The sequence below is a fragment of the Pleomorphomonas koreensis DSM 23070 genome (assembly GCF_000425185.1).
Classification (GTDB): domain Bacteria; phylum Pseudomonadota; class Alphaproteobacteria; order Rhizobiales; family Pleomorphomonadaceae; genus Pleomorphomonas; species Pleomorphomonas koreensis.
Genome location: NZ_AULH01000024.1, coordinates 21,750 through 44,875, shown reverse-complemented (window position 1 = coordinate 44,875; position 23,126 = coordinate 21,750). Strand labels below are relative to the sequence as shown.

23 protein-coding genes are annotated in these 23,126 nt (G+C 59.7%); 10 read left to right on the top strand and 13 right to left on the bottom strand.

Annotated elements, in window-relative coordinates; all coding sequences use genetic code 11:
- On the bottom strand, nt 1-255 hold a 255-nt coding region (locus H512_RS0118075), incomplete at its 3' end, for an IS3 family transposase (RefSeq protein WP_026782280.1).
- A 109-nt stretch (nt 256-364) separates the two neighbouring features.
- On the opposite strand from H512_RS0118075, the gene H512_RS0118070 reads away from it, so the two are divergent.
- Nucleotides 365-703 carry a hypothetical protein gene (locus H512_RS0118070; protein ID WP_026784648.1) on the top strand — a complete coding sequence of 113 codons (339 nt, stop codon included), beginning with the start codon at nt 365-367 and terminating at the stop codon, nt 701-703.
- A 66-nt stretch (nt 704-769) separates the two neighbouring features.
- On the opposite strand, the gene H512_RS0118065 is transcribed toward H512_RS0118070, so the two are convergent.
- The gene (locus H512_RS0118065) at nt 770-1,789 is read right to left on the bottom strand and encodes a LacI family DNA-binding transcriptional regulator (protein ID WP_026784647.1); all 1,020 of its coding nucleotides are present in this window, start codon (nt 1,787-1,789) and stop codon (nt 770-772) included.
- Nucleotides 1,790-2,015: 226 nt separating this feature from the next.
- Here H512_RS0118065 and H512_RS0118060 point away from each other — a divergent pair, with 226 nt between their 5' ends.
- The 9 genes from H512_RS0118060 to H512_RS26515 all read left to right on the top strand — a co-directional run bounded on the left by H512_RS0118060 (nt 2,016) and on the right by H512_RS26515 (nt 12,980).
- Nucleotides 2,016-3,278: an ABC transporter substrate-binding protein gene (locus H512_RS0118060; protein ID WP_026784646.1), complete on the top strand. Its 1,263-nt coding sequence runs from the start codon at nt 2,016-2,018 to the stop codon at nt 3,276-3,278.
- A 67-nt stretch (nt 3,279-3,345) separates the two neighbouring features.
- Complete coding sequence (locus H512_RS0118055) at nt 3,346-4,227, top strand: carbohydrate ABC transporter permease (protein ID WP_026784645.1); 882 nt, start codon at nt 3,346-3,348, stop codon at nt 4,225-4,227.
- Nucleotides 4,220-5,056: a carbohydrate ABC transporter permease gene (locus H512_RS0118050; protein WP_026784644.1), complete on the top strand. Its 837-nt coding sequence runs from the start codon at nt 4,220-4,222 to the stop codon at nt 5,054-5,056. Before H512_RS0118055 ends, H512_RS0118050 begins: the two co-directional genes overlap by 8 nt.
- Nucleotides 5,057-5,070: 14 nt before the next feature.
- Nucleotides 5,071-6,213 carry an ABC transporter ATP-binding protein gene (locus tag H512_RS0118045; RefSeq protein WP_026784643.1) on the top strand — a complete coding sequence of 381 codons (1,143 nt, stop codon included), beginning with the start codon at nt 5,071-5,073 and terminating at the stop codon, nt 6,211-6,213.
- 22 nt (nt 6,214-6,235) lie between these two features.
- Nucleotides 6,236-7,438 (top strand): NosD domain-containing protein, encoded by a 1,203-nt coding sequence (locus H512_RS0118040; RefSeq protein ID WP_026784642.1) that lies wholly within the window; start codon nt 6,236-6,238, stop codon nt 7,436-7,438.
- Nucleotides 7,439-7,626: 188 nt separating this feature from the next.
- Nucleotides 7,627-9,312, top strand: a complete 1,686-nt coding sequence (locus tag H512_RS24745; RefSeq protein ID WP_053240022.1) for a GH32 C-terminal domain-containing protein — start codon at nt 7,627-7,629, stop codon at nt 9,310-9,312.
- 37 nt (nt 9,313-9,349) lie between these two features.
- Nucleotides 9,350-10,291, top strand: a complete 942-nt coding sequence (locus H512_RS0118030; RefSeq protein WP_026784641.1) for a carbohydrate kinase family protein — start codon at nt 9,350-9,352, stop codon at nt 10,289-10,291.
- 83 nt (nt 10,292-10,374) lie between these two features.
- On the top strand, nt 10,375-11,736 hold the full coding sequence (locus H512_RS26520) for a NosD domain-containing protein (RefSeq protein WP_084798590.1): 1,362 nt from the start codon (nt 10,375-10,377) through the stop codon (nt 11,734-11,736).
- Between the two features lie 266 nt (nt 11,737-12,002).
- A complete protein-coding gene (locus H512_RS26515) occupies nt 12,003-12,980 on the top strand; it encodes a LysR family transcriptional regulator (RefSeq protein ID WP_084798589.1) in 978 nt (325 codons plus the stop codon).
- Here the strand turns inward: H512_RS26515 and H512_RS0118020 are convergent.
- Genes H512_RS0118020 through trbB form a run of 11 tightly spaced genes read right to left on the bottom strand, consistent with a single transcriptional unit; the run spans nt 12,913 to nt 22,772 of the window.
- Nucleotides 12,913-13,152 (bottom strand): DUF2274 domain-containing protein, encoded by a 240-nt coding sequence (locus H512_RS0118020; protein WP_026784640.1) that lies wholly within the window; start codon nt 13,150-13,152, stop codon nt 12,913-12,915. The genes H512_RS26515 and H512_RS0118020 overlap by 68 nt on opposite strands.
- Before the next feature lies 1 nt (nt 13,153).
- The gene (locus H512_RS0118015; protein ID WP_026784639.1) at nt 13,154-14,386 is read right to left on the bottom strand and encodes a TraB/TrbI/VirB10 family type IV secretion system protein; all 1,233 of its coding nucleotides are present in this window, start codon (nt 14,384-14,386) and stop codon (nt 13,154-13,156) included.
- Entirely contained in the window at nt 14,383-15,459 is a 1,077-nt protein-coding gene (gene trbG / locus H512_RS0118010) for a P-type conjugative transfer protein TrbG (RefSeq protein ID WP_026784638.1), read from the bottom strand. The genes H512_RS0118015 and trbG overlap by 4 nt, the downstream gene beginning before the upstream one ends.
- Nucleotides 15,456-16,139: a conjugal transfer protein TrbF gene (gene trbF, locus H512_RS0118005; protein ID WP_026784637.1), complete on the bottom strand. Its 684-nt coding sequence runs from the start codon at nt 16,137-16,139 to the stop codon at nt 15,456-15,458. The genes trbG and trbF overlap by 4 nt, the downstream gene beginning before the upstream one ends.
- Nucleotides 16,139-17,512: a P-type conjugative transfer protein TrbL gene (trbL, locus tag H512_RS0118000; protein ID WP_026784636.1), complete on the bottom strand. Its 1,374-nt coding sequence runs from the start codon at nt 17,510-17,512 to the stop codon at nt 16,139-16,141. Before trbL ends, trbF begins: the two co-directional genes overlap by 1 nt.
- 2 nt (nt 17,513-17,514) lie before the next feature.
- Nucleotides 17,515-17,883, bottom strand: a complete 369-nt coding sequence (trbK-alt, locus tag H512_RS0117995) for a putative entry exclusion protein TrbK-alt (protein WP_026784635.1) — start codon at nt 17,881-17,883, stop codon at nt 17,515-17,517.
- Between the two features lie 10 nt (nt 17,884-17,893).
- The gene (gene trbJ, locus H512_RS0117990) at nt 17,894-18,652 is read right to left on the bottom strand and encodes a P-type conjugative transfer protein TrbJ (protein ID WP_026784634.1); all 759 of its coding nucleotides are present in this window, start codon (nt 18,650-18,652) and stop codon (nt 17,894-17,896) included.
- Nucleotides 18,649-21,129 (bottom strand): conjugal transfer protein TrbE, encoded by a 2,481-nt coding sequence (gene trbE / locus H512_RS0117985; RefSeq protein WP_026784633.1) that lies wholly within the window; start codon nt 21,127-21,129, stop codon nt 18,649-18,651. The genes trbJ and trbE overlap by 4 nt, the downstream gene beginning before the upstream one ends.
- Before the next feature lie 16 nt (nt 21,130-21,145).
- The gene (locus H512_RS0117980) at nt 21,146-21,427 is read right to left on the bottom strand and encodes a VirB3 family type IV secretion system protein (protein WP_026784632.1); all 282 of its coding nucleotides are present in this window, start codon (nt 21,425-21,427) and stop codon (nt 21,146-21,148) included.
- Complete coding sequence (locus tag H512_RS0117975; protein ID WP_026784631.1) at nt 21,427-21,759, bottom strand: TrbC/VirB2 family type IV secretion system protein; 333 nt, start codon at nt 21,757-21,759, stop codon at nt 21,427-21,429. Before H512_RS0117975 ends, H512_RS0117980 begins: the two co-directional genes overlap by 1 nt.
- Nucleotides 21,756-22,772, bottom strand: coding sequence for a P-type conjugative transfer ATPase TrbB (trbB, locus tag H512_RS0117970; RefSeq protein WP_026784630.1), 1,017 nt, complete (start codon nt 22,770-22,772; stop codon nt 21,756-21,758). Before trbB ends, H512_RS0117975 begins: the two co-directional genes overlap by 4 nt.
- Nucleotides 22,773-23,126: the final 354 nt, after the last annotated feature.

The following is a 23,126-nucleotide window of genomic DNA, read 5'->3' as shown; positions in this document are numbered from 1 at the left end:
GTTCTCCAGCGCAAGCTCTCCGATCTTCGCGTGAAGTGCCTTCAGGTCGACGGGCGTCCCGGCGGCCTCCGCCTTCTCGCCACCGAACACGCCGGCTGCGCCGTCCAGGAGTTGGTTCTTCCACGCCGTGATCTGGTTCGGATGCACGTCGTGCTGTTGCGCCAACTCCGCGAGCGTCTTCTCGCCCTTCACGGCGGCCAGCGCCACCTTTGCCTTGAACGCCGGAGAGTGGGTGCGGCGGGTTCGTCTGGTCATCGGGTGCTCCTGATCCTCGGCGACATCGTCGCCGCTCTCAGGCGCAAAATCCACTCAAGCCACCGTCCGAATTTGCGGAGCCACCTCTGAAAACAAGCTTCAGCGGCTGATGATAGCTGCGGATGAGGAGGCCGCGAAGAGGAAAAAGGAGTGGGAGGAGCGGCGAGAACGATACGAGCGGCAAGAAGACGCCCGAAAGGCCGCTCAAGCTCTCACTGATAGTAGGCAGCAACTGTCAGAGATCATCGAGAAGTGGGGAAAAGCCGTCGCGATTGAGCAGTTTTTCTCTGAAGCGGAAGAGCGGTTGGCGACAGTAGACGAAAATTGCCGACAACTTCTGCTGGAGCGGCTGACGCTAGCCAGGGCAATGATGGGAAGCCTAGATCCGCTCGATTTCATCGAAAAATGGCTAGCGCCAGAGGAGGGGTACCGCTCAAAATATCTCTAGGCACCGACGTATCCAACACCCAAGCCCAAATACTCGCTGCTTGATTTATCTCGCGGGAGCGCACGGCTATTTACTGGAAACAGAACCGCGTTCAATTAATTCGCACGGCACGACGACACGAGACGGCCTGTCCGCCGGGATCTCGATAAGCTGATTCAGGCGCTCAGTTCCTTTGAAACCCAGATCATAATAGGGAAGAGCCGCCGTGGTCAGCTCAGGTTTTAGCGCAAGTGACAATGTCTGGAAATCATCAAACCCCGCTATGCTAACATCCTCCGGGATTCTCAAGCCGAGGTGCAGCGCTGCAAGATAAACCTGGATGGCCATCTCATCGTTCCCGCACATGATCGCTGTGGGCCGGTTTTCATCACTGAGAATGTCGCGTGCCGCCGAATAGACGTAGTTAGTTTCTTTGCCGACCGGCCCCTCCATACCGAGCCGCACGATGATATCATTCTCAGGGATTCCAGCTTCAGTCGTGGCGTGACGGAATGCCTCGTAGCGCTGTTCGCCACCAAGAAGAATTGGGTTGAGACGGATATAGCCGATTCGCCTGTGACCGCGCGCCAACAGATATCGTGTCAGATCGAGGGAACCTTGTGTGTCGTCGGGCTCGATCGACGGCAAATCTACACGCGAGCCGGGATGGCAATTGATGAGGACGGTTGGAAGGTCAACGTCGCCCGCTTCGGGATCAACGACGCGATGATACATCGTTACATAGAGCACGCCTTCGATTTGGTGAGAGCGAAACGTGTTCCAGATGCTTAGCTCGCGCTCAGGATCACCGCCTGTATTGGCAAGAAGGATTATCTTGCCGTTGGCCGTTGCCCAATCCTGAATGCCACGAACGATGTCGCCGGAGTAAGGCGTCGTCGAAACATAGTCGGTGATGATGCCGAAGGTTCGCGACCTACTGGATCGCACCATGCGAGCAGCCATATTCGGGACATAACCCAAATCACGAATGGCTCGCTCGACTCGCTCGCGCATCTCCGGTGTCACATACGGTTCCCCATTCACGACGCGAGAAACTGTTTTATTGGAAACGCCTGCCGCGCGAGCGACGTCAATGATACTGACCATCAAATCTACCTCATCTCGGCTGGACCATAGTGCACACCACTGACGACGTCGACAAATTTATATGACGACGTCGTCAAATGCGCTTGACGACGTCGTCATAGGCCTCTACGTTCCGAGCCGCCCTCTCAAGATCCATCGCCGGGAGCCCTGTCTCAGGCGCAACGTGGGGGTACCGACGAGGCCTCGGGAGCGAAGCGTCGGCGTCGTGATTTCAAGGGAGGACGAAATGAACAAACTGCTGTATGCGACCGCATTAGCTACGCTGCTTGCAGCGCCGGCGTTGTCAGCCGAGCGGATCAACGTGCTCGTTGAGGGCGGCGGCGAAATGCTGCAGAAGGCTGTTGCCGCCAAATTCACTGCCGACACAGGCATAGAAGTAAACTTTACGGTCGTCCCCTATCAGGGCGTCTTCGACAAACTGTCGGCCGAAATCGCCTCCGGTTCGTCGAGCTTCGATGTCGCCACCATAGACGTGGTGTGGAACGCAAAGTTCGCCGATCATGTGGAGGATCTTTCCGATCTATTCACCGACGAAGTTCGAGGTGACCTACCGCCGACGCTACTCGCCGATGCCAAGGTCAACGGCAAGATGATCGGCATGCCGGCTTGGGCGAATGCCGAGATCGTTTTTTATCGCAAGGACCTGTTCGAGGATCCAAAGGAAAAGGCGGATTTCCAGGCGAAGTATGGCTCCCCCCTCGCTCCGCCCAAAACCTGGCAGGAGTGGCGCGACATGGCCAAGTTCTTCACCCGCTCGACCAAGGGTGATGGCGCGATCGACTTCTGGGGTACCGACACCATCGGCACGTTCGCGGAAGAGTGGATGGCGCACGTGCTGCAGGCAGGATCGCCAGGCGTCATCCTCGACAAGGATGGTAACGTCATCGTCGACAACGAGGCTCACCGCAAAGCACTCGAGTTCTATATCGCCCCGCACTGCGTCGACCATTCCGTGCCCGAGAACGTCAACGAGATCGGCTGGGGTGAGGCACAGAACCTCTTCTATCAAGGCAAGACGGCCATGATGAAGTTCTGGGCGCACGCCTACAAGATGACTCCCAAGGATTCCGTCGTGAACGGCAAGGTTGGTGTGGCGCCGATGCTTGCCGGTGAGGCTGGAGTCGCCGCTATCCCCGGGCCTTGGTACAACGTTGTGCCGTCCACTTCCAAGAATAAGGAAGCGGCAAAGAAGTTCATCGCCTATGCCGAAGCCCACAATGCTCTGGGCATCGAAGCGCCCCTCGGTCTTGCAGCGACCAACTCGGCCTACAAGAGCTATTTTGGCAAACCCGGCTATGAACATTTCGGACCGCTCCTTGAAACGCTAAGCGCGCCGGCCACTCAGGGGCGTCCGCTCAATGAGCATTTCCAGGAGATCGTCGACGAGGCCGTCCTACCGGCGGTTCAAAAGGCACTGACCTGCAAGGTCGACGTTGCCGACGTCCTGGCCGAAGCCAAGAGCAATATCCAAGACATCCTGCATCCCTGACAGACTGGGTTCAAACTGAAGACGGGGAGCTTCTGCTCCCCACTTCTCACCGCAGCTGGAGATGGCGATGTCATCGGAAAACCGCTTCGTGCTTGGCATGTTGATGCCGGCCGCATTGTTTCTTGGGCTTTTGGTCGCCTACCCGATCTGCTTGCTGATCTACAACTCCCTCTTTGCGGTCAAGACGATTGCGCCAGACGTTCGTGAATGGGTCGGGCTTGCCAACTATGTCAACGCCTTGACCTCGCCCCGTATTGCAGAGAGCGCGGCGAGAACGATCAAGTACTCCGTATTCGCCTTGGCATTCGAGTTTCTTTTCGGCTTCTGCGCCGCACTGCTGTTCAACGCGATCGCCGATAAATCGAGACTTCATCGCACGGTTTTCGCCCTACCCCTCATGGTTCCTCCAATCGTCGCGGGTCTGCTTTGGCGCTTCCTGCTGATCGGGAATATTGGCATCCTCAATTACGGTCTTGTCGCCATCGGGCTGATCCGCGACCCTGGCGACATTCAGTGGCTGTCCGATCAGGATCTCGTAATCTATTCGGTTGCCTTCGCCGATATCTGGCTAACGACGTCATTCGTCGCCCTCGTCTCCTATGCCGGCCTTACCAACATCCCAAAGGATTTGATCGAGGCCGCCAGGATCGACGGGGCTAATGCCCTCAGGCGCTTTTGGCATGTGACTCTACCCATGATGCGGCCGGTGATCGCCGTGGTGGTGATCGTCCGTGGTGTCGATGCCGCCAAAACCTTCGACCTTATCTGGATCCAGACTCAAGGCGGCCCGGCGCATAGTTCTGAAGTGTTTTCAATGAACATCTATCAACGAATGGTCCGCTACGGCGACCTTGGCTCAGCCTCAGCTTCAGCCACCCTCTTTCTTTTTGTCATGATCCTCCTCGCCGCTCTGGCCTACTGGAAGATCTGGAGGTCAGCTCATGACTGATGTCAACCAACGCGACATTGGGAAAGCCATGATCAACGCTGCAGCTCTTGTCCTCGTGCTGTCCTACGCGCTGCCATACGTCTACCTCCTGATGACTTCTTTGAAGCCGGCCGCGGACGTACAACAGATCCCACCGCACTTCTTCCCCGAAAGCATTTCCTTTGAGAACTTTCGCGAAGTGCTAGTCAACTCGACGCTGCCGCACGCTTTCGCAAACTCACTAATTGTAGCAGTTCTCACGACCATCCTGTCGCTGATCCTGGCACTGCCAGCCGCCTATGTCGCCACTCAATATCGACGGAAGTTGACGGTGGTTTTCCTGCTGTTCGCCTTGGTGACGCGAATGGTGCCAGCCGTTTCGCTGGGCGTTCCGCTGTTCCAGCTACTGAAAAGCCTCGGTCTTCTAGACACCGTTCCCGGTCTTGTTCTTGCCCACACGTCAACAGCGGTGCCGCTCGCTCTCCTGCTTCTCGCAGCCTTCTTTGAAGGTATTCCGCGGGACCTTGAGGAGGCGGCACGGATGGATGGCTGCACACGCTTTCAAGCCTTCAGAAAAATCATCCTACCCGTGATGAAGAGTGGCATCGCCATAACGGCTCTGTTCTCGTTCATCGCCAGCTGGAACGAATTCCTCTACGCATTGCTTCTCACTTCAGAGAACTCAAAGACCGCCCCCATAGTCATTGCGGAGTATAATTCGGTCTTCGGCCTCGCCTGGGGTCCAATGACGGCCGCTGCGGTTGTCTACTCGCTCCCCGTCATCGCCATTACGCTTGCTCTTCAAAAACAGATCATCGGCGGCCTTACGTTCGGCGCCGTCAAAGGGTGAAGGAAACCGCGGCCATGGCCGAGATCTCGCTCAACAAAATCAACAAAATCTACGGCGACAATTTTCATGCGATCCACGACCTCACGTTCGATATCAAAGACGGCGAGTTCATGGTCTTCGTCGGCCCTTCCGGCTGCGGAAAGTCCACCGCTCTTAGAATGATCGCCGGACTGGAGAGTATCTCAAGCGGTGAACTCCGCATTGGCGGACGGATCGTCAACGATGTTGATCCTAAAGATCGCGACATCGCCATGGTGTTCCAGTCCTACGCTCTTTATCCGCACAAGACGGTACGCGAAAACATCGCTTTTCCGCTGCTCATGGCCGGCCTTGATAAAGCCGAAATCGCCGCCCGCGTTGAGGCTGCTGCCCGAACCCTCGAACTGACGCCACATCTTGACCGAAAGCCCGCTCATCTGTCGGGCGGACAGCGCCAACGCGTGGCGATGGGGCGCGCCATCGTGCGCCAACCAGCAGCCTTTCTGATGGACGAGCCGCTCAGCAATCTTGACGCTAAGTTGCGAGTGCAGATGCGTGCCGAGATCGCCAGCCTGCAGCGCAACCTCAAGGTTACCACGATCTACGTCACCCATGATCAGGTCGAGGCTATGACCATGGGGGACCGAGTGGCGGTCCTAAAGGGCGGTGTACTGCAACAGGTTGACACGCCGCAGAACCTTTACTCGCGCCCGGTAAATATGTTCGTCGCGGCTTTCATTGGCTCGCCGTCAATGAACCTTTACGAGGCGACGCTCGACGGTACCGAACTAAAGCTCGGAAGTAACACATTCAACATACCCGCCAGTGTCTTTGCCCAGCGTCCATCTCTTAATGGAGCAATTCGCCGGCATCTCGTGGTCGGTATTCGTCCCGAGCACATGAACGACGCAACGCTACATCCCGCCTCAGCCGAGATCAAAGCGCACGTAAAGCTTGTTGAGGCACTTGGCTCGGAAGCGATGGTGCATCTCGTCATCGACGCCCCATGGATCGACGCCGGCGATCCAGATGCTGCAAGCGATATCGGGCATGAGCGCACGGCTGTCGCCCGGTTCTCACCGAAAAGCTCGGTCCGTGCCGATGACAACGCTCGAGTCGCTATTGCGGCCGAGGAACTGCACTTCTTTGACCCTCAAACGCGCAAGAGCCTTTGGTAGGCGAATAGAGGAGTGACTTCAGATGACTAACCAGCATACGACTTACGATGTAACGAAGTTTCATGGTTCGGTACCCGCCTCGCAGGATATCGGGATTGTCATCAATGAAATCATCGCAGATATCAAAGCCCACCAGACCAGCCAGACTGTGAAACCTGGTGGTGATATCTACATTCCTGTGGGCGATTACGATCTACTGACGCAGGTCGTCATTGATATCTCGTATCTAACCATTCGAGGCGAGGGGCACGGATTTATGTCTCTCAGCATTCGCGACAACACGCCCGATACCTCAGGCTGGCGGGAAACCGTCGCTGGCGGTAGCCATGTAAAAGTCAAACTCACGGGCGCCCCCGCAATTGTTACCAATCGTAACGGAACACAGCCGCGCCTCTCAAGTATAGAGTTTCGCGACTTCTGCATGGATGGACTGCATTTCAGCGGAAACGGCAACAGTTACGTCAATAATAAAACAGGCATTTATGTCGAGGGAGATTGCGACTCTTTCGTGATTAGAGGCATGGGGTTTGTGTACCTGGAACATGCCTTGGTTCTAGAAGGGGCGGACGCGACGACCATTGACGGTAACTTCATTGCTGAATGCGGCAATTGCGTGGAACTTCTCCTCGCCTCGCAATCTTGCAAGGTGACTAACAACCTGATCGGCGGGGGCTACAATGGCAAGTCGATAGCGGCAGCTGGGGCCGAAGGACTATTGGTTGCTGCAAACAACGTATTTCCCAGAGGTGGCAGCCTGATCGAGCTTATCAACAGCGCACGGTGCAGCGTCTCGGCAAATCGGCTGGCCGGCTTTTATCCTGGGATGATCCGACTGATTGGTACAAACGAGACGCTCGTCGCAGCAAATCTGGTCCGCAGGCAAAATGAGACCTATGGCCCTTTCCAGAATTATAACAACGGCCTGCAAGAAACCTACGGCATATTCCGAGTTCAGGGCGACAACAATAAAATCTCGAATAACCATTTCCTCGTTGATCCGCAGGGTTATACGGCAGCCGACGGCCCGATCATCGTTATCAACGCGGAATCCGGCATCTACAATTGGATCAGCGACAACCACTATGTTCTCGCCGCTATTCCAAACCTCCAGTATGTCGCGGTCCGGCTTGGCTCCGCGCTTACACAAAGCAAAGTAATTTACAGTGGGTCGAGCGCTCAAATTACAGATCTCGGAACGCTGAACGCAATCGTTCCCAATCCCTAAGTCCCAGTCAGGGTATCACCGAAGGCTACCTGTCCGTTGGCAATGCGACGGCTGCTCGTCCGCAGCTGCCAACGCAAGATCTGTCTAGTTTGGTGCTGGCCCACACGTGGTCTCCGGAGTGGATAGCTAAATCTCTCTCTTCCCAACTTAGGGCCGGATCCATCGGCCCTCTTCTTTCCGAGGTCCCCGTGACGCGCGCATCTGTCCATCTAGAATCTGGCGAAAGGATTGAGTTCTGGGCCCAGGGCCCTGGTAGGATCACGATCGGCATCCGGGACCAAACTGTGTGGCAGATACCGGCTCTTTCTGCGGTGCCGGCCTCTTACAGCTATCACCATCGCGAAGCATCTGAGACGACTTTCGAGTGGGATGACACCGTCACCGTCTTCTGGGCTTACTCTTATGTGCCCGCAACCGTGGCGGCGGTAGGCATCACGATGTGGGACTTCAGTACCGCAGGAATTATGCGTCGCCACGGTGAAGAACTGTCGAACTGGATGCGCTGCGATGAGGAGCGTCCGTCGCTTCATTTCTCTCCGCCTAAAAATTGGATGAACGATCCGAACGGCCTCTGCAAAATCGGCGATACTTGGCATGTCTTTTATCAGTTTCATCCCTGTGGCAACGACTGGGGACCGATGCATTGGGGGCATGCCACCAGCAAGGATCTCTTCAACTGGCTTCATCTTCCTGTTTTCCTCCATCCTGAGCAGGAGCTATGGCGGCTAGGTGCCACGGGTGGCGCGTTCTCCGGCACAGCCTTCGAGGGCAAGAACGGACAACATGTGTTCTTCTACACGGAGCGTTTGCCGGCTTATGATCTATTCACCGGTTATCGTGAGGTTCAAAAGCTTGCCATTCCGGATCGGAATACGATCAAAGCGGAATGCGTAACTTCGATAATCGAAGAGCGACCGAAGGGCGTTTATCACGACTTTCGCGATCCGAAAGTTTGGTGGGACGATGCCGCCGGTGGCTATCGAATGGTGCTCGGCGCAAGCCTTGATGGCGATCCGGCAGTGCTTCTCTATGGGTCTGTCGATCTCTCTGAGTGGACGTATCTAGGCCCGCTCTACCGCGCCCCAAAGGAGTATGCCGAGGCGGGTGCACGCGCTATCGAATGTCCGGATTTTTTCCCACTCAACGGTAAGTGGATATTGTTGATGGGCTTCGTCGGTCTGACCGAAGCATCGACGGGCCGACATAACTTGCTTTACGCCCTGGTCGGCAACTTTGTGAACGACGCCTTCATACCCGAAAGCGTTGAGCTTCAAGTCCTTGATTTTGGGACTGATTTCTACGCCTTACAAAGCTTCAGAGCTGAAGACAGGCAAATCGCCTTCGCTTGGCTGTTTAATTGGGAATACCGAAAAACAGCCGTGTCGCCCTACTCGGGGGAGCTGTCCTTGCCACGTCAGCTATGCCTCGACGAGCGCAACCGGCTCTCCATGAGAATTGCCGAAGAGTTCGAAACCGCGGTCCGAAAGGAAATACTGACGCCTGACCGTGACGACGGCTATGCGATCGGGAAATATCCGTTCGAAGCGCGTCTATCTGGTCCGCTTGAAGGAACAACCATCAAGGCATCAGATGCTAATCGGCTTTCGTTCGAACTGACAGTGCGTGATGGCATGATTTCCGTCCGTCTCGAACAGGACGACGGATCCATTCGGTACGCTGCCCGGCTCGATACGGCCGATGATATCAGGGTCATCTACGATGCCGGCATCGTCGAGGTCTTCGCCGACGGCGGCAGAGTCTGCGGCACACGTCGCAGCTATGCCAATACGTCTCCCGATCACATTCGAATTTCGTCTTTGGCGAAGGTGACAGTGAGCGCCCTTCACCTCGCTGAACCGATCTTCGGGGCCTGATCGGCTGAGAGCGATCCTATCCCACTGGAGCGAAACCATGCTGCTATCTTGCGGCGATGCCCTGATCGATTTTGTGCCCGTTAAATCTGCCGACGGCAGGGATGCCTATGTTCCCGCCGTCGGCGGGTCCTGCCTCAATATCGCCGTGGCGATGTCTCGCCTCGGGTCTCCGGCGGGTTTCGTTGGCGGTATTTCGACCGACATGTTCGGAACGATGGTGGCCGATCACCTCGCCGCTTCCAACGTGTCGCTTCGTCATGCGCGCCATTCCGACAACGAGACAACGCTGGCGTTTGTTCGCTTCGTAAACGGCGAGCCGCACTATGCTTTCTACGATGAGGTCACGGCGGCGCAACTCTGGGCTTACGATCCCACATCGTTCTCTTTCGACCAGATCGATGCCCTTCACGTTGGCTCGACGACGCTGATCAACGAGCCTGCCGCCACCGAGTACCTAGCGATGTTCCGGGACGCCAAGGGCAGAACAACACTGTCATTTGACCCCAACTGCCGTCCTTCGCTTGTTCGAAACAAGACTAAGTACCTTGCTCGCATGACGGAGTTCATCGCCATTGCCGATATCGTCCGCATGTCGGACCTGGATTTCGACTTTCTCTTTGGCGGCAATGATTTCCAAAATAAAGCCAATGAAGCGCTGGCTAGCGGAGTTGCGCTATTTGTCGTCACGCGCGGCAGTGAGGGTGTCACCGCCTGGCACGCAACGGCCGGCCAAGTTGAAGTCCCGGCTCCGGCCGTCAAGGTAGTCGATAGCATCGGCGCGGGCGATACATTCCAGGGCTCGCTTTTGGTGGCACTCCGAGAGGCAGGGCGGATCGAACGATCAGCGCTGGAAGCCATCAGCCGCGACGAGCTCGCTGCAGCTCTCGCCTTCGGTACCCGCTGCGCTGCTATCACCTGTTCGCGTGCAGGCGCCAACCCACCCTGGAAGTCGGAAGTTTCGCCGAGCTGGGATCGCTAGCCGAGAGGGCGGCAGGCCCGAAGCCGCCCGACATGTCACCGCTTGCCTCAAACGGCAGATAAGAACTTCAAGGAAGTACCGAAATGGCCAATGGAAATTACTATGATGTGACCGAATGGTCAGAGGGGAATCCTTCAGAGGATATTGGGGCGGTAATTAACAATATCATTGCGGACGTCAAGAACAGGCAGGCGAACCCATATATAAATGATGGTGGGAAGCCCGGAGCGGTGATCTATATTCCTCCGGGAGATTATCATCTGGTTAGCCAAGTCGTTGTCGATATCAGTTACTTGAAAATCATGGGCTCCGGACATGGGTTCACGTCCTCAAGTATTCGCTTCAACACCCCTTCACATGAGCTGGCACACTGGCACGAAGTGTGGCCGGGGGGGAGTCGCATCCTCGTAGACATCCCAGAAGAGGCGGCCGACGATGCGGCTGGCAGAGCTGCTTTTCTCATCAGACGCGACGGAGATCCGCGAATTAGTTCCGTCGAGTTTGCAGATTTCTGTATCGATGGCCTGCATTTCACCGGGAAGGCCTCGGTAAACGGTGACTCCGAAAACTCCTACAAAAACGGCAAGACGGGCATCTATATCGCCAGCGCCAATGACTCATTCCGAATGACTGGCATGGGCATCATATACTTGGAGCATGGAGTCATCGCGTACGATGCGGACGCATTAACGATCGATGGCAATTTCATTGCAGAATGCGGCAACTGCATCGAACTAAGAGGGATGGGGCAAGCCTCAAGAATTTCCAATAACCTTGTAGGGGCCGGATACACCGGTCACTCAATATACGCGGAGAATTACGGCGGAATCCTTGTATCGGCAAATAATGTTTTCCCACGAGGCAAAAGTAGCATTCATTTCTCCAACGTGGCGCGGTCTTCGATCACAGGGAACAGGTTCCATTCCTTCTATCCTGGAATGTTGATTTTTTCGGGTAGTTGCTCCGAGAACCTAGTGTCATCAAACCACTTCTTGCGAGACAGGGAGCCCTGGGCGCCCATGACACCATATGACAACGGCCTAGATGACCAATTTGGCCTTTTGCATATAAACGGAAACAACAATTCGGTTATCGCCAACCATATTTCGGAGTCCATCGATACTAAATTTCTAAAACCGTCATCCGCAAAGCCTGTGATAATTCGTGTTGCCTCAGGCAAATGTAATTACATAGCAAGTAATCATATCGTGGCCACAACTGAGGCATCGGCAGTGAATTCTGCGCCCAACAGCGCCTGTTTTTCAACGCAAGTAGAAGCATTACTGTCAACCGATAAACTTATATCCCTTGATGTTGTAAATATACTTATTGAAGACAGATCCATTCAAAATACAATACTTGACTCCGGAACCGATGCACAAGTTTTGATGGACAAGTCCGTGAACGCTTTTAGAGGAACCCCGCTTCCAGGCGAACAACGGTAAACTTCACTTTTGGTGAACGCGACGCGACGCCTCTTTTCGCGCGCGTCGCGCCGGGGCGCAGGCTTGAGGACGGCGCAGTACTCATAAGCCAGCCTAGACTGGAGTAAAATATATTATAGAACGAGGACCGCTGCATTAGCATTTTGCTCAAAATAACGTATAAACCCTCCCAAACGCCCCCCCTAATTCTATTCTTAGTGCGTTACATTCGCCCGGTTGCTTATCTATAAAATCTTTATGCAACCCAACGTTGTTGAGGCACATAGATGAACCGCCCACTATTCGAAGGAAGTATTCGGCACCTGCGCTTTTTTATCGTTGCAGCCGAGTGTGGAAGTTTTCGCAGAGCCGCTCTTAAGCTGGGCGTCCAGGAGCCGGCTATCAGCCGGCGTGTCCGCGACCTTGAAGATCACCTGGGCGCGTCACTCTTTCACCGGAACAGCAGTGGCGTAACTCTGACCTTCGCCGGCGAGCACTTTCTTGTCAGCGCGCGTACGGTGCTCCGTCAGATTGAGAGCGCGGCCCGGGATGTATCTGCCGTTGGGCGCAATGAGGCGGGTCAGCTCAGGATCGGACTGCTTTCGTCATTAGCGTCGGGTTTTCTTCCGGAGCTAATCAGTCGCTTTTGCAAGCTGTATGACAGTATCAAAGTCGAGTTTATCGATGGTGATACAGCAGAACATGTAGCAGCAATTCACCGATTGCATTTGGATGTGGCTTTTGTGGCGGGGGCAGCCGAATGGCCCGGCTGTCAAACTGACCGACTTTGGACGGAAAGGGTGTTCATGGCGCTGCCGAGCGAACATCGGTTAGCAGGCCAAGCAGAGCTGCATTGGCATGAACTCCTAGATGAGAAGTTTATTGTTAGTTACGCGGCACCGGGCCCGGAGATCCGTGACTATTTATTGCGACGGTTAGCCGCTTTTGGCCACCATACAGCGATCCAGGTTCATAATGTTGGGCGAGATAATCTGCTTTCAATGGTGGCCATTGGGTGTGGACTCACTGCAATTAGCGAGTCAGCTATAGGTGTGCAATTCTCCGGTATCATTTATCGGCCTATAGCCGATGAAGTCCTGCCTTTCAGTGCGGTGTGGTCGCCTCGAAACGACAATCCGGCCTGTCGTCGGCTTTTGAGCCTTGCTCGGTCGATGGCGCGCTCGGGCAAAGTAGCCCTCAACTCTCCGTCTTCGGCGAAGAAATCGTCCGTCGAGCTTTCGCAAACTCCCGATCCGTCGCGATGAAGCGCTCCAGCATGGGAACGATCAGGCGGATCGGATCGGCCGGCGGTTGCCCAGCCTCGCGGCCAAGGATGTCGGCGTAGGCGATGAGGTCGCGATGCAGGCTGGCCGGCAACTCCACTGTGACTTTCACGGGCTTGTCCTCGGCGATGAGGCCAAGCTTCAGCTTTGCCATATTATCCTCCATAGGGTTCAAGCACGAGATCGCGAGTGACGATTACGCGGACCGGGAACCCCGGTCGAATGGTCAGTGTCGGCGCGATATTGAGCTGACGGCTGACAACTTGCTGCCCGATGTCGCTCACGCTGTCGGCGGCACCGCGGCGCAAGGCCCGTACGATGGCGCTCTCCTCGCTGGAGGAGCCCATCTCGGTGCCGATGCTGAGCAACGTCGAGAGGCCCGCTGCCTTGAACAACTCACCCCAATGATAGTCGACGCCATCCTCGAGCCCGGCATAGCCTTCGGCATCGGCACCCGGCTGTCGCTCCAGCACGATCGAGCGGCCGTTGGGGAAGATCAATCGGTTCCAGGCCAGCAGCACACGGCGCTGACCGAAGCCGACGCCATTGTCATATTGGCCGATGATGCGTGTGCCCTGCGGGATCAGGAGAATATGTCCCGTCGGGCTGTCGTAGACATTCTCGGTCACCTGGGCGGTGATCTGCCCCGGAAGATCCGAGCGAATGCCGGTGATCAGCGCCGCCGCGATGACCGCACCGGCCTGAAGCACATTGGGCGACGCGGGTGCGGCAACGCGATCGGGTGAGACGGTGCGTTTATCTGGTGTTTGGTTGAGGAACGCGAGCTGTCGGTCCTGCGCGGTGGGCGTCGCCGGCTGCGGTGCCAGTCCGAGGCTTGAGAGGTCGGGTTGGGGGACCGTTGTCGTCGTGGTGGCGGGCGTTGGGTTGTTCGCCGGTCGCGTTTGCGTCGACGAGAAGAGTTGCGCGGTTCGGGCGGATTCGGTCTCCTGAAGCCGGCGCTGTTCTTCCTGATTGATGCCGGGATTGGGCATGGCGATCGGCGGGGTCGGCACGGCTTTGCCAGACTCCTGCGCATTGAGGATCGGGCGGCCGAGATCGCCGGGCAGAGGCGGACCAAGCTTCGGCACACCGGAATAATCCTTCGGTAGTCCGGCGAGGCCATCCGGCGTAGAGCGGTTGTCGGTGGAATAGAGTTCCTGACCCTGATTGTTTCCGTGCCGGGTCTGGAGCGCATAAATCAGCGCACCACCGAGCCCCAGGCTGGCGGCGAGGCTGATGCCGGCGAGCGCCTTGCGCGACAGCCGGGTGACACGCGGCGGCTCGGGACGCAGCCGCATGGACGCGGCTGGCTCGCCGGTCAGCGGAAAGGTGTCGTCCTCGCCAACAGGCTCAGGTCCCCTCCCCTTTTCGGGATCAATCTCGCTCATGATGCCGGCCTTCCATTGGTGCGGGAGATGCGCACGCGCTTCTGGTCTTTGGCGGCGCCGAAGCGCAGTTCGGCGGCGGCGAACAGCCGATCGACGATCATGTAGTTGTCGCGCACCCGGTAGTTCACCAGCTCGGAGGTGTCGCCCTCGGGACCGACGACGAACAGCGGCGGCATCTCGCCCTGGCCGATGCCGCGCGGGAACTCTATGAACACCTGCTTGCCGTCGTCGAAGGCGCGCAGCGGCCGCCATGGCGCCCGATCGCCGGATACATCGTAGCGAAAGTTCACCTTCAACAGATCGACACCGGTGGCGACGGGCTGAACCGCCTGCGCTTCGGCGTTCCGACGATGCAACGCGATGAGCTGGTCCTGCGGATACTGCCATGAGACCGACGCCATGTAGGTCTTCTCAGTGGAGCGCAGTTCCATGTGGTAGGTGCGCCGGTCGGTATTGATGACGAGATTGGTCATCAGGTCCGGCCGGGTGGGTTTGACGAGGATGTGGACCTGCTTGGTGGTGTTCGTGCCGCTCTCGGTATCGCCGATGATCCAGCGCACGGTGTCACCGGCAGCGACGGGACCGGAGCCGACGAGCTGTTCGCCCGGCTGGAGCGCGATGTCGGTGATCTGGCCGGGCGACGAATAGACCTGATAGAGCGCGCCATCGACGAAGGGATAGACCTGCATCGCGTTGATGAAGCCGTCGCGAACCGGCTGTACGCGCGCAGCGGCGTTGGCGAGGTTCACCCGAGCGGCGGGATCGGCCGGTTCAGGCTCTGCCTTGCCGTCCTTGCCGACCGGCTTCAACTGGCCGGGAAGCGGCAGTAGCTTCGGCAACTCCACGACCTTGACCGGCAGAGGCGGTTCGGTCGCCTGCACGGCGGGCGCAGCGTCGTCATAGGAGATCTCCGGTGGCTTATGGGCCGAGGCACAGCCGGTGAGCACGGAAGCGGAAAGCAGCAGAGCCGCAAGTGAGGGATTACGGAAGGCCTGAGAGCCGCCAAAACGGAAACCCGGAATGACGTGTGTGAGGTAAGCCGGACTCCCGGCATGACGGAAGATCGGCATCATTGCCCAAGCTCCTTCGACCAGTTGATGGCGTTGACGTAGATTCCAAGCGGGTTCGCCCGAAGCTTGTCGGCGTCGCGCGGCGGCTGCACGATGATCGTGAGGATGGCGGACCAGCGCGAGGTGTCGGCAAGCGAGCCGTCCTGGTAGGTGCGCTGAACCCAGGCAATGCGGAACGAGTCCGGCGAGGCGCGGATGACGCTGGAAACATCGACGGCAATCTGCGTCTTGCCGACCTTGGTGAAGGGGTCGTTGGCGCGGGCGTAGTCGTTGAGCGCCAACGCGCCGCCCTGCGCTGTGAAGTCGTAGGCGCGCAGCCAGTTCTGCCGCACGATGACCGGATCGGCCGGGATCGAGCGGACCTGTTCGATGAAGCGGGCGAGGTGGAAGGCAATCTGCGGATCGGTTGGCTGATAGTCGGCCTCGGCTGGAGCGACGACTTGTGCCGCACCGAGCCTGTCGATCTGCACCACCCAGGGAACGACGCTGCCACGCATCGATTGCCAGACGAGGCCAGCGGCGAGGCCGGCCGACAGGACCAGCGAGCCGAAGGCCATCAGCCGCCAGTTCTTCGCCTGTACGCGGGCCGAGCCGATGCGTTCGTCCCAAACCTGCGCGGCGCGCTGATAGGGCGTCTCAGGCTGAGGGGACTTGCCGTAATGGGTGGAGGGTCGTCTGAACATCAGCGGTCACTTTCGGAGAGGTTGACGGAGGAGCCACCGCCGTGGCTGTCGCCGCTGCGCACGGCATGGGCGGCCGCCTGGACACCGTGCGTCATCTGTTGCGAGCGCTTCATGCGCTTGGCCCAGGCCGGCGGACCGCCGCTGGCGGAAGTCGGTGCGGCGGACGCTGAAGTCGTTCCAGCCTCGAAGGCATCGCCGCCAATCGTACCGGCGGTGGACGATCCGCCCGTCATCTCGAAGGCAGAGCGAGCACCCGACTGCGCGCTGTCGTTCAGACTTGCCGCCGCACGCGCTGCGGCATTCTTCAGCGGGGAGACGGCAGCCCGTGCGCCTGCGCTCGCCACGCCACCGAGACCGGACGCAACGCCGGATGCGCTGGACTGTCCGGCGGCGCCGAGGCTGTAGGCTGTGGATGCGCCGCCGACGAGCGTGGCTCCACCTCGCGCGGCAGCGGCAACACCTCCGGCAAGAGCAGCGCCACCGGACGCGACCGCGCCGACCGTAGCGGCGCCTGCCGCAACCATGCCGCCGGCGGCAAGGCCGGTGCCGACGGCCGCTCCGGCCCCGAGTTGCGGGCCGCCGGAAACGAGGCCGTTGGCGATGCCGGGACCGAAGATGCCGAGCCCAAGCAGCGACAGCGCGGCGAGCACGATCGCCATGGCGTCGTCGATCGACGGAGTATTGCCTCCGAAACCGGCGGTGAACTCGGAGAACAGCGTCGAGCCGATGCCGATGACGACGGCGAGCACCAGCACCTTGATGCCGGAGGATATGACGTTGCCCAGCACGCGCTCGGCCATGAAGGCGGACTTGCCGAACAGGCCGAAGGGGATCAGCACGAAGCCGGCCAGCGTCGTCAGCTTGAACTCGATCAGGGTGACGAAGAGCTGGACGGCTAGGACGAAGAAGGCGAGCAGCACCAGCGCCCAGGCGAACAGCATGCAGGCGATCTGGACGAAGTTCTCGAAGAACGAGATCCAGCCCATCAGGTCGGAGATGGAGTCGAGCAGCGGCCGGCCGGCGTCGAGGCCGGTCTGCGCCACCTTGCCGGGGCGCAGGAGATCGCTGACCGAAAAGCCTGTGCCCGACGCCTTGAGCCCCAGGCCTGCAAAACTCTCGAAGACAATGCGGGCAAGGTTGTTCCAGTTGCCGATGATGTAGGCGAAGACGCCGACGAACAGCGTCTTCTTGACGAGGCGCGCGATGATGTCATCGTCGGCGCCCCAGCTCCAGAACAGCGCCGCCAGCGTCACATCGATGACGATCAGCGTGGTGGCGATGAAGGCCACCTCAGGCCTCAAGAGGCCGAAGCCGCCGTCGATGTAGCGGGTGAACACCTCAAGGAAATGGTCGATGACGCCGGTGCCGCCCATGGTCAGTGCTCCCCGGCCTGAGAGGTAATGGGCGCCACGGGGTCGGGCTGATCGGCAACTCCAGGGGCATTCGGGAACAACGTGGTCGGTGCGGCTGGCGCCGAGGACGCGGCAGGATCCGTCTGGCCAAGGAACCGGCGACGGTTCTCGGCCCAAGCCTTCAGGCATGACGCATCGCGCGACCCTGCCTCGCCGAGCGAACTGCAACGGCTGAGTTCCGTATCAAGATGATCTCGTTTCCTGACCGGTCTGGTCTCAGCGGCGAAGCCATCCTGCCGATCATCGGAGCGCTTGATCTCGGTCACCATCGCCACGATGGCGATCGCGACAAAGGCGACGGCGCAGAGGCGTGCGAGGATCTTGCCGTCCATCGCGTTGTCCTCAATTGCTGCCGTAGAACATCTTGGCCGAACCGGGCTGATAGCCCGTGCCTGGCGTCAGGAAGCGGCGGCGCTGTTCGCGGCCTTGCTCTGCCGCGGCCGCCCGCTCGGCGTCGCTGAGCGCTTGCGCCCGGCCGTTCGCGGCCACCACCGCTGTGAGGTCGGCGAGTTGTTGTGCCTGCAGGGCGAGAAGCTGATTGCCGGCCTGTGTCGCTTGAAGGGCGCCCGTCGCCGATTGGCTGTGCCCGACCAGTTCCGACATCTGCGCACGGTTGGTGTCGATGTTACCGACGACGCCGGCCTGTACCCGCATGGCGTCCTGCAAGCCGCCGACGGTGTTCTGCCAGCGCGAGCGGGCATCAGAGACCAGTTGCGCGTCTGACGCCGACATCGAGACGCTGCCATACTGCTTTTGGAAGACCTGATCGATCTGCTGGACATCGAAGGCGATATTCTGTGCCTGCCCCAGAAGCTGCTGCGTACGCTGCACCGACTGTTGAAGCTGCTGGAGCGAGGAATACGGCAGGCTCGCCAGATTGCGGGCCTGGTTGATGAGCATCTGCGCTTCGTTCTGGAGTGAGGTGACCTGGTTGGTGATCTGCTGAAGCGCGCGGGCGGCCTGAAGGACGTTCTGCGCGTAGTTGGTCGGATCAAACACGACGATCGCATGGACGGGCAGCGGCAGCATCGGTGCGACGGCGGTGGAAGCGAAAAGCAAGGCAGCGGCGAAGCGCGCCGCGCACGAACGGCGCAGAGTCATGGCACTTTCTCCAGATTGGTCAGGTCGGGAATGAGGTCGGCGGCCCAGTTCAGTCCTCGACGGCGCAGCCAGGCGTCGAGGAATCCGTCGCGGCCATGTTCGGCGAAGACAGTTGCAAGAGCGACCTGATCGGTCTTGGAGGATGCGGCGCACAGCGCCAGCGCCACCTCGGAGAGCCCCAGCTCGAACAGCCGGTTGCCGCGTCGTGACTGGCAGTAATAGTCGCGCTTGGGCATGGCTCGCGCGATGATCTCGATCTGGCGATCGTTCAGGCCGAAGCGCCTGTATATGGCGGTGATCTGTGGCTCGATCGCCCGCTCATTCGGCAGCAGAAGCCGGGTCTGGCAGCTCTCGATGATCGCCGGCGCGATCGCGCTGCCATCGATATCTGACAGGCTTTGGGTGGCGAAGACAACCGAGGCGTTCTTCTTCCTGAGCGTCTTCAGCCATTCGCGAAGCTGGCCGGCGAAGCCTTCGTCGTCGAGCGCCAGCCAGCCTTCATCAACGATGAGGAGCGTCGGTGATCCGTCGAGCCGGTCTTCGAGACGATGGAACAGATAGGCCAACACCGTGGGAGCGGCCTCGGTGCCGATCAGACCCTCGGTTTCGAACGCTTGGACTGTAGCAGCACCAAGATGTTCGCTCTCGGCGTCGAGCAGCCGACCCCATGCCCCGCCAATGCAATACGGGCGGAGAGCCTGCTTCAGATCGTTGGACTGCAACAGGACGCAGAGGCCGGTGATGGTGCGTTCGTCGACCGGCGCGGAAGCGAGCGAGGTCAGCGCCGTCCAGATATGCTCCTTGACCTCTGGCGTGATGGCGACGCCTTCGCGGGTCAGGATGGCGACGATCCAGTCGGCCGCCCAGGCGCGTTCGGCCGCGTCATTTACACGGGCGAGCGGCTGGAGGTTGACTGAGGATTCCGAACCGTCGGTGAGGCCGCCGCCGAGATCGTGCCAGTCGCCACCCATGGCGAGCGCAGCAGCGCGGATCGAGCCGCCGAAATCGAAGGCGAAGACCTGCGCGCCCGCGTAGCGACGGAACTGGAGCGCCATCAGCGCCAGCAGCACCGACTTGCCGGCACCGGTCGGACCGACGATCAGCGTGTGGCCGACATCGCCGACATGCAGGGAAAACCGGAACGGGGTCGAGCCTTCGGTCTTGCCGAACAGCAGGGGCGGTGCAGCAAAGTGCTCGTCCCACGCCTCGCCCGCCCACACAGCACTGAGGGGGATCATGTGAGCGAGATTCAAGGTGCTGATCGGCGGCTGGCGGACGTTGGCATAGACATGCCCCGGCAAGCTGCCGAGCCAGGCATCCACCGCGTTGATGGTCTCAATCATCGCCGTGAAGTCGCGGCCCTGAATGACCTTCTCGACCAGCCGCAGCTTCTCATCGGCGGCGCGCGGATCGGTGTCCCATACCGACACCGTCGCGGTGACATAAGCGATACCGGCATAGTCGGCGCCGAATTCCTGAAGCGCGAGGTCGGCATCGGCCGCCTTGTTCGACGCATCGGTGTCTACGAGCACGGACTGCTCGTTGGTCATCACCTCCTTGAGGATCGCGGCGATCGACTTGCGTTTGGCAAACCACTGGCGTCGGATCTTGGTGAGCAGCCTGGTCGCATCGGTCTTATCGAGCAGGATGGCGCGGGTGGACCAGCGATAGGGAAAGGCGAGCCGGTTCAACTCATCGAGCAGGCCCGGCGTCGTCACGGTCGGGAAGCCGGTGATGGTGAGGACGCGCAGGTGCTGATGGCCAAGGCGCGGCTCCAGCCCGCCGGTCAGCGGCTGATCGGCCAAAAGCGCGTCGAGATACATCGGCGTCTCTGGCACCCGGACACGATGGCGTTTGGTCGAGACGCAGCTGTGCAGGTAGGTCAGTGTCTCGCCGTCCGTCAGCCAAGCACATTCCGGCAGGAAGGATTCGACCAGTTGGAGGATGCGATCGGTGCGATCGGCGAAACCCGTCAGGGCCTCTCGCGGGTTGATGCCCTTCGTCTCGCGGCCCTCGTAGAGCCAGCCTTCGGCGCGTGCGGCGTCCTCCGCCGGTGGCAGATACGTGAAGGTCAGGAAATAGCTGGACTCGAAATGTGCGCTGTTCGGCCGATGAACCTCCCACTGGGACGTTCGCTCATCGTCCTCGCCCTCGAAGTCCGCCTTGCGCTCGGCGTCGACCAGGGCTGAGGCGGCGTCGGGAAAGCTGCTGGCTGGATAAGCGGTCGCAGTATGTCGCTGCGCCTCCACGAAGATCGCCCAGCCTGAGCCGAGACGGCGAAAGGCGTTGTTGAGCCGGCCGGCGATGGCGACCAACTCGGCAGGGACGGCGCTGTCGAGATCTGGCCCCCGGAAACGTGCCGTGCGCTGGAGGCTGCCGTCCTTGTTCAGCACGATACCTTGGCCGACCAACGCTGCCCATGGGAGGAAATCGGCAAGACGGGCGGAGGTGCGACGGTATTCGGCGAGGTTCATCATGGGCGCGTCCTCTCCCTCAGACCGACAGATGCACCGGAATGCGCAGATGACGGCGCACAACATCGACGAACAACGGGTCGCGCTTGGCGGCCCACACCGCCGCGACATGGCCGATCGCCCAGATGGCGATACCGACCAGCCAGAGGCGAAGGCCGAGGCCGATTGCACCGGCCAGTGTTCCGTTCATGATGGCGATGGCGCGCGGCGCGCCACCGAGCAGGATCGGCTCGGTCAGTGCCCGGTGGACGGGAACCATGAAGCCCGGAACTTCGCTTCCCTGATCAGAGATGCCCGCCATCAGATCAGCGCCCCGCCGCCGAACGAGAAGAAGCTGAGGAAGAACGAACTGGCGGCAAAGGCGATCGACAGGCCGAACACGATCTGGATCAGGCGGCGGAAACCGCCGGATGTGTCGCCAAACGCCAGCCCCAGACCCGTGGCGATGATGATGATGACGGCGACGATCTTGGCGACCGGGCCCTCGATCGACTGCAGGATCTGTTGCAGCGGCTGCTCCCACGGCATTGACGAGCCGGAAGCATGGGCAGGCGCGGCCATCACCATGGCGAACACGGTGATGGAAACGGAGGTGGCGATACAACGACGCGCCAGATGTGAGACCTGGATCACGGGGTTTCTCCTTCGGGGCTGGGGCTATGAGAGGATAGGCCGCCGTCGCCCCCGATGACGGCGGGCACGACGCGGTAGTCGCCGTCGCAGCCAAGCCCCTCGACACGGGCGAGTTCGGAAAGCCGGCGCGCGGAACCGCGGCCGGAGAGGACGGCTACGAGGTCAATGGTCTCGGCGATCAACGCGCGGGGAACGGTGACGACTGCTTCCTGGATGAGTTGCTCCATCCTTCTCAGCGCGCCGATGGCGCTGCCGGCGTGGATCGTACCGATGCCGCCGGGATGGCCGGTGCCCCAGGCTTTGAGGAGGTCGAGGGCCTCGGCGCCGCGCACCTCGCCGACCGGGATGCGGTCGGGGCGTAGGCGGAGCGATGAGCGGACAAGGTCGGAGAGCGAGGCCACACCATCCTTGGTGCGCATAGCGACGAGGTTCGGCGCGGCGCATTGCAACTCGCGCGTATCCTCGATGATGACGACGCGATCAGCGGTCTTCGCCACTTCGGCGAGCAGCGCATTGGTCAGCGTCGTCTTGCCGGTGGACGTGCCACCGGCGACGAGGATGTTGGTGCGGGTGGCGACGCCGTGGCGTAGCGCTTCGGCTTGTCCAGCCGACATGATGCCGGCCGCGACGTAATCTTCGAGCGTAAACACTGCGACGGCTGGCTTGCGGATGGCGAAGGCGGGGGCCGCGACAACGGGTGGCAACAAACCCTCAAACCGTTCGCCTGTTTCCGGCAGTTCGGCTGAGACACGCGGGGCGCCGGCATGGACCTCCACGCCAACATGATGGGCGACCAGGCGCACGATGCGCTCGCCATCGGCCGGCGATAGCAGCTCGCCGGTATCGGACAGCCCTTCGGAAAGCCGGTCGATCCAGATGCGCCCATCCGGGTTCAGCATCACCTCGATGACGGAAGCATCTTCCAAAAGCCGGGTGATGGCGGGGCCGAGCGCGGTGCGCAGCATCCGCGCACCCCGCGCCAGACCTTCAGAATTGGGATGCAAAGCGTTCATGTCGCCCCGAGTTCAAAACGGGGACAAACAGACGTTCCCCATGTGGGGTCGATTAAGAGAGCCGGATTTTGGACTGATTCAACAATGACTTGTTGGCGTAGTAGCGTAGCGTGCAAACACAGGAAAACGGCGGCGCCTTGAATGCTGGCTTCTGGAGCCCCGATGTTCGCAAGCGCCCCAAGCGGTCACTCAGTCCGGCGTGCTTCGCGTCCCGAGCGAGCGCTCGGCCGAGGCAACTCCAGCACCAAGTGCATCCCTGTATTCTAGACGAGGGTGAAGTGCGATTGGACTACCTGACCCGACCACCAAAACGGTTTCGAAGACGGCCATTACCAAACAGTATTGCTTCGCAGA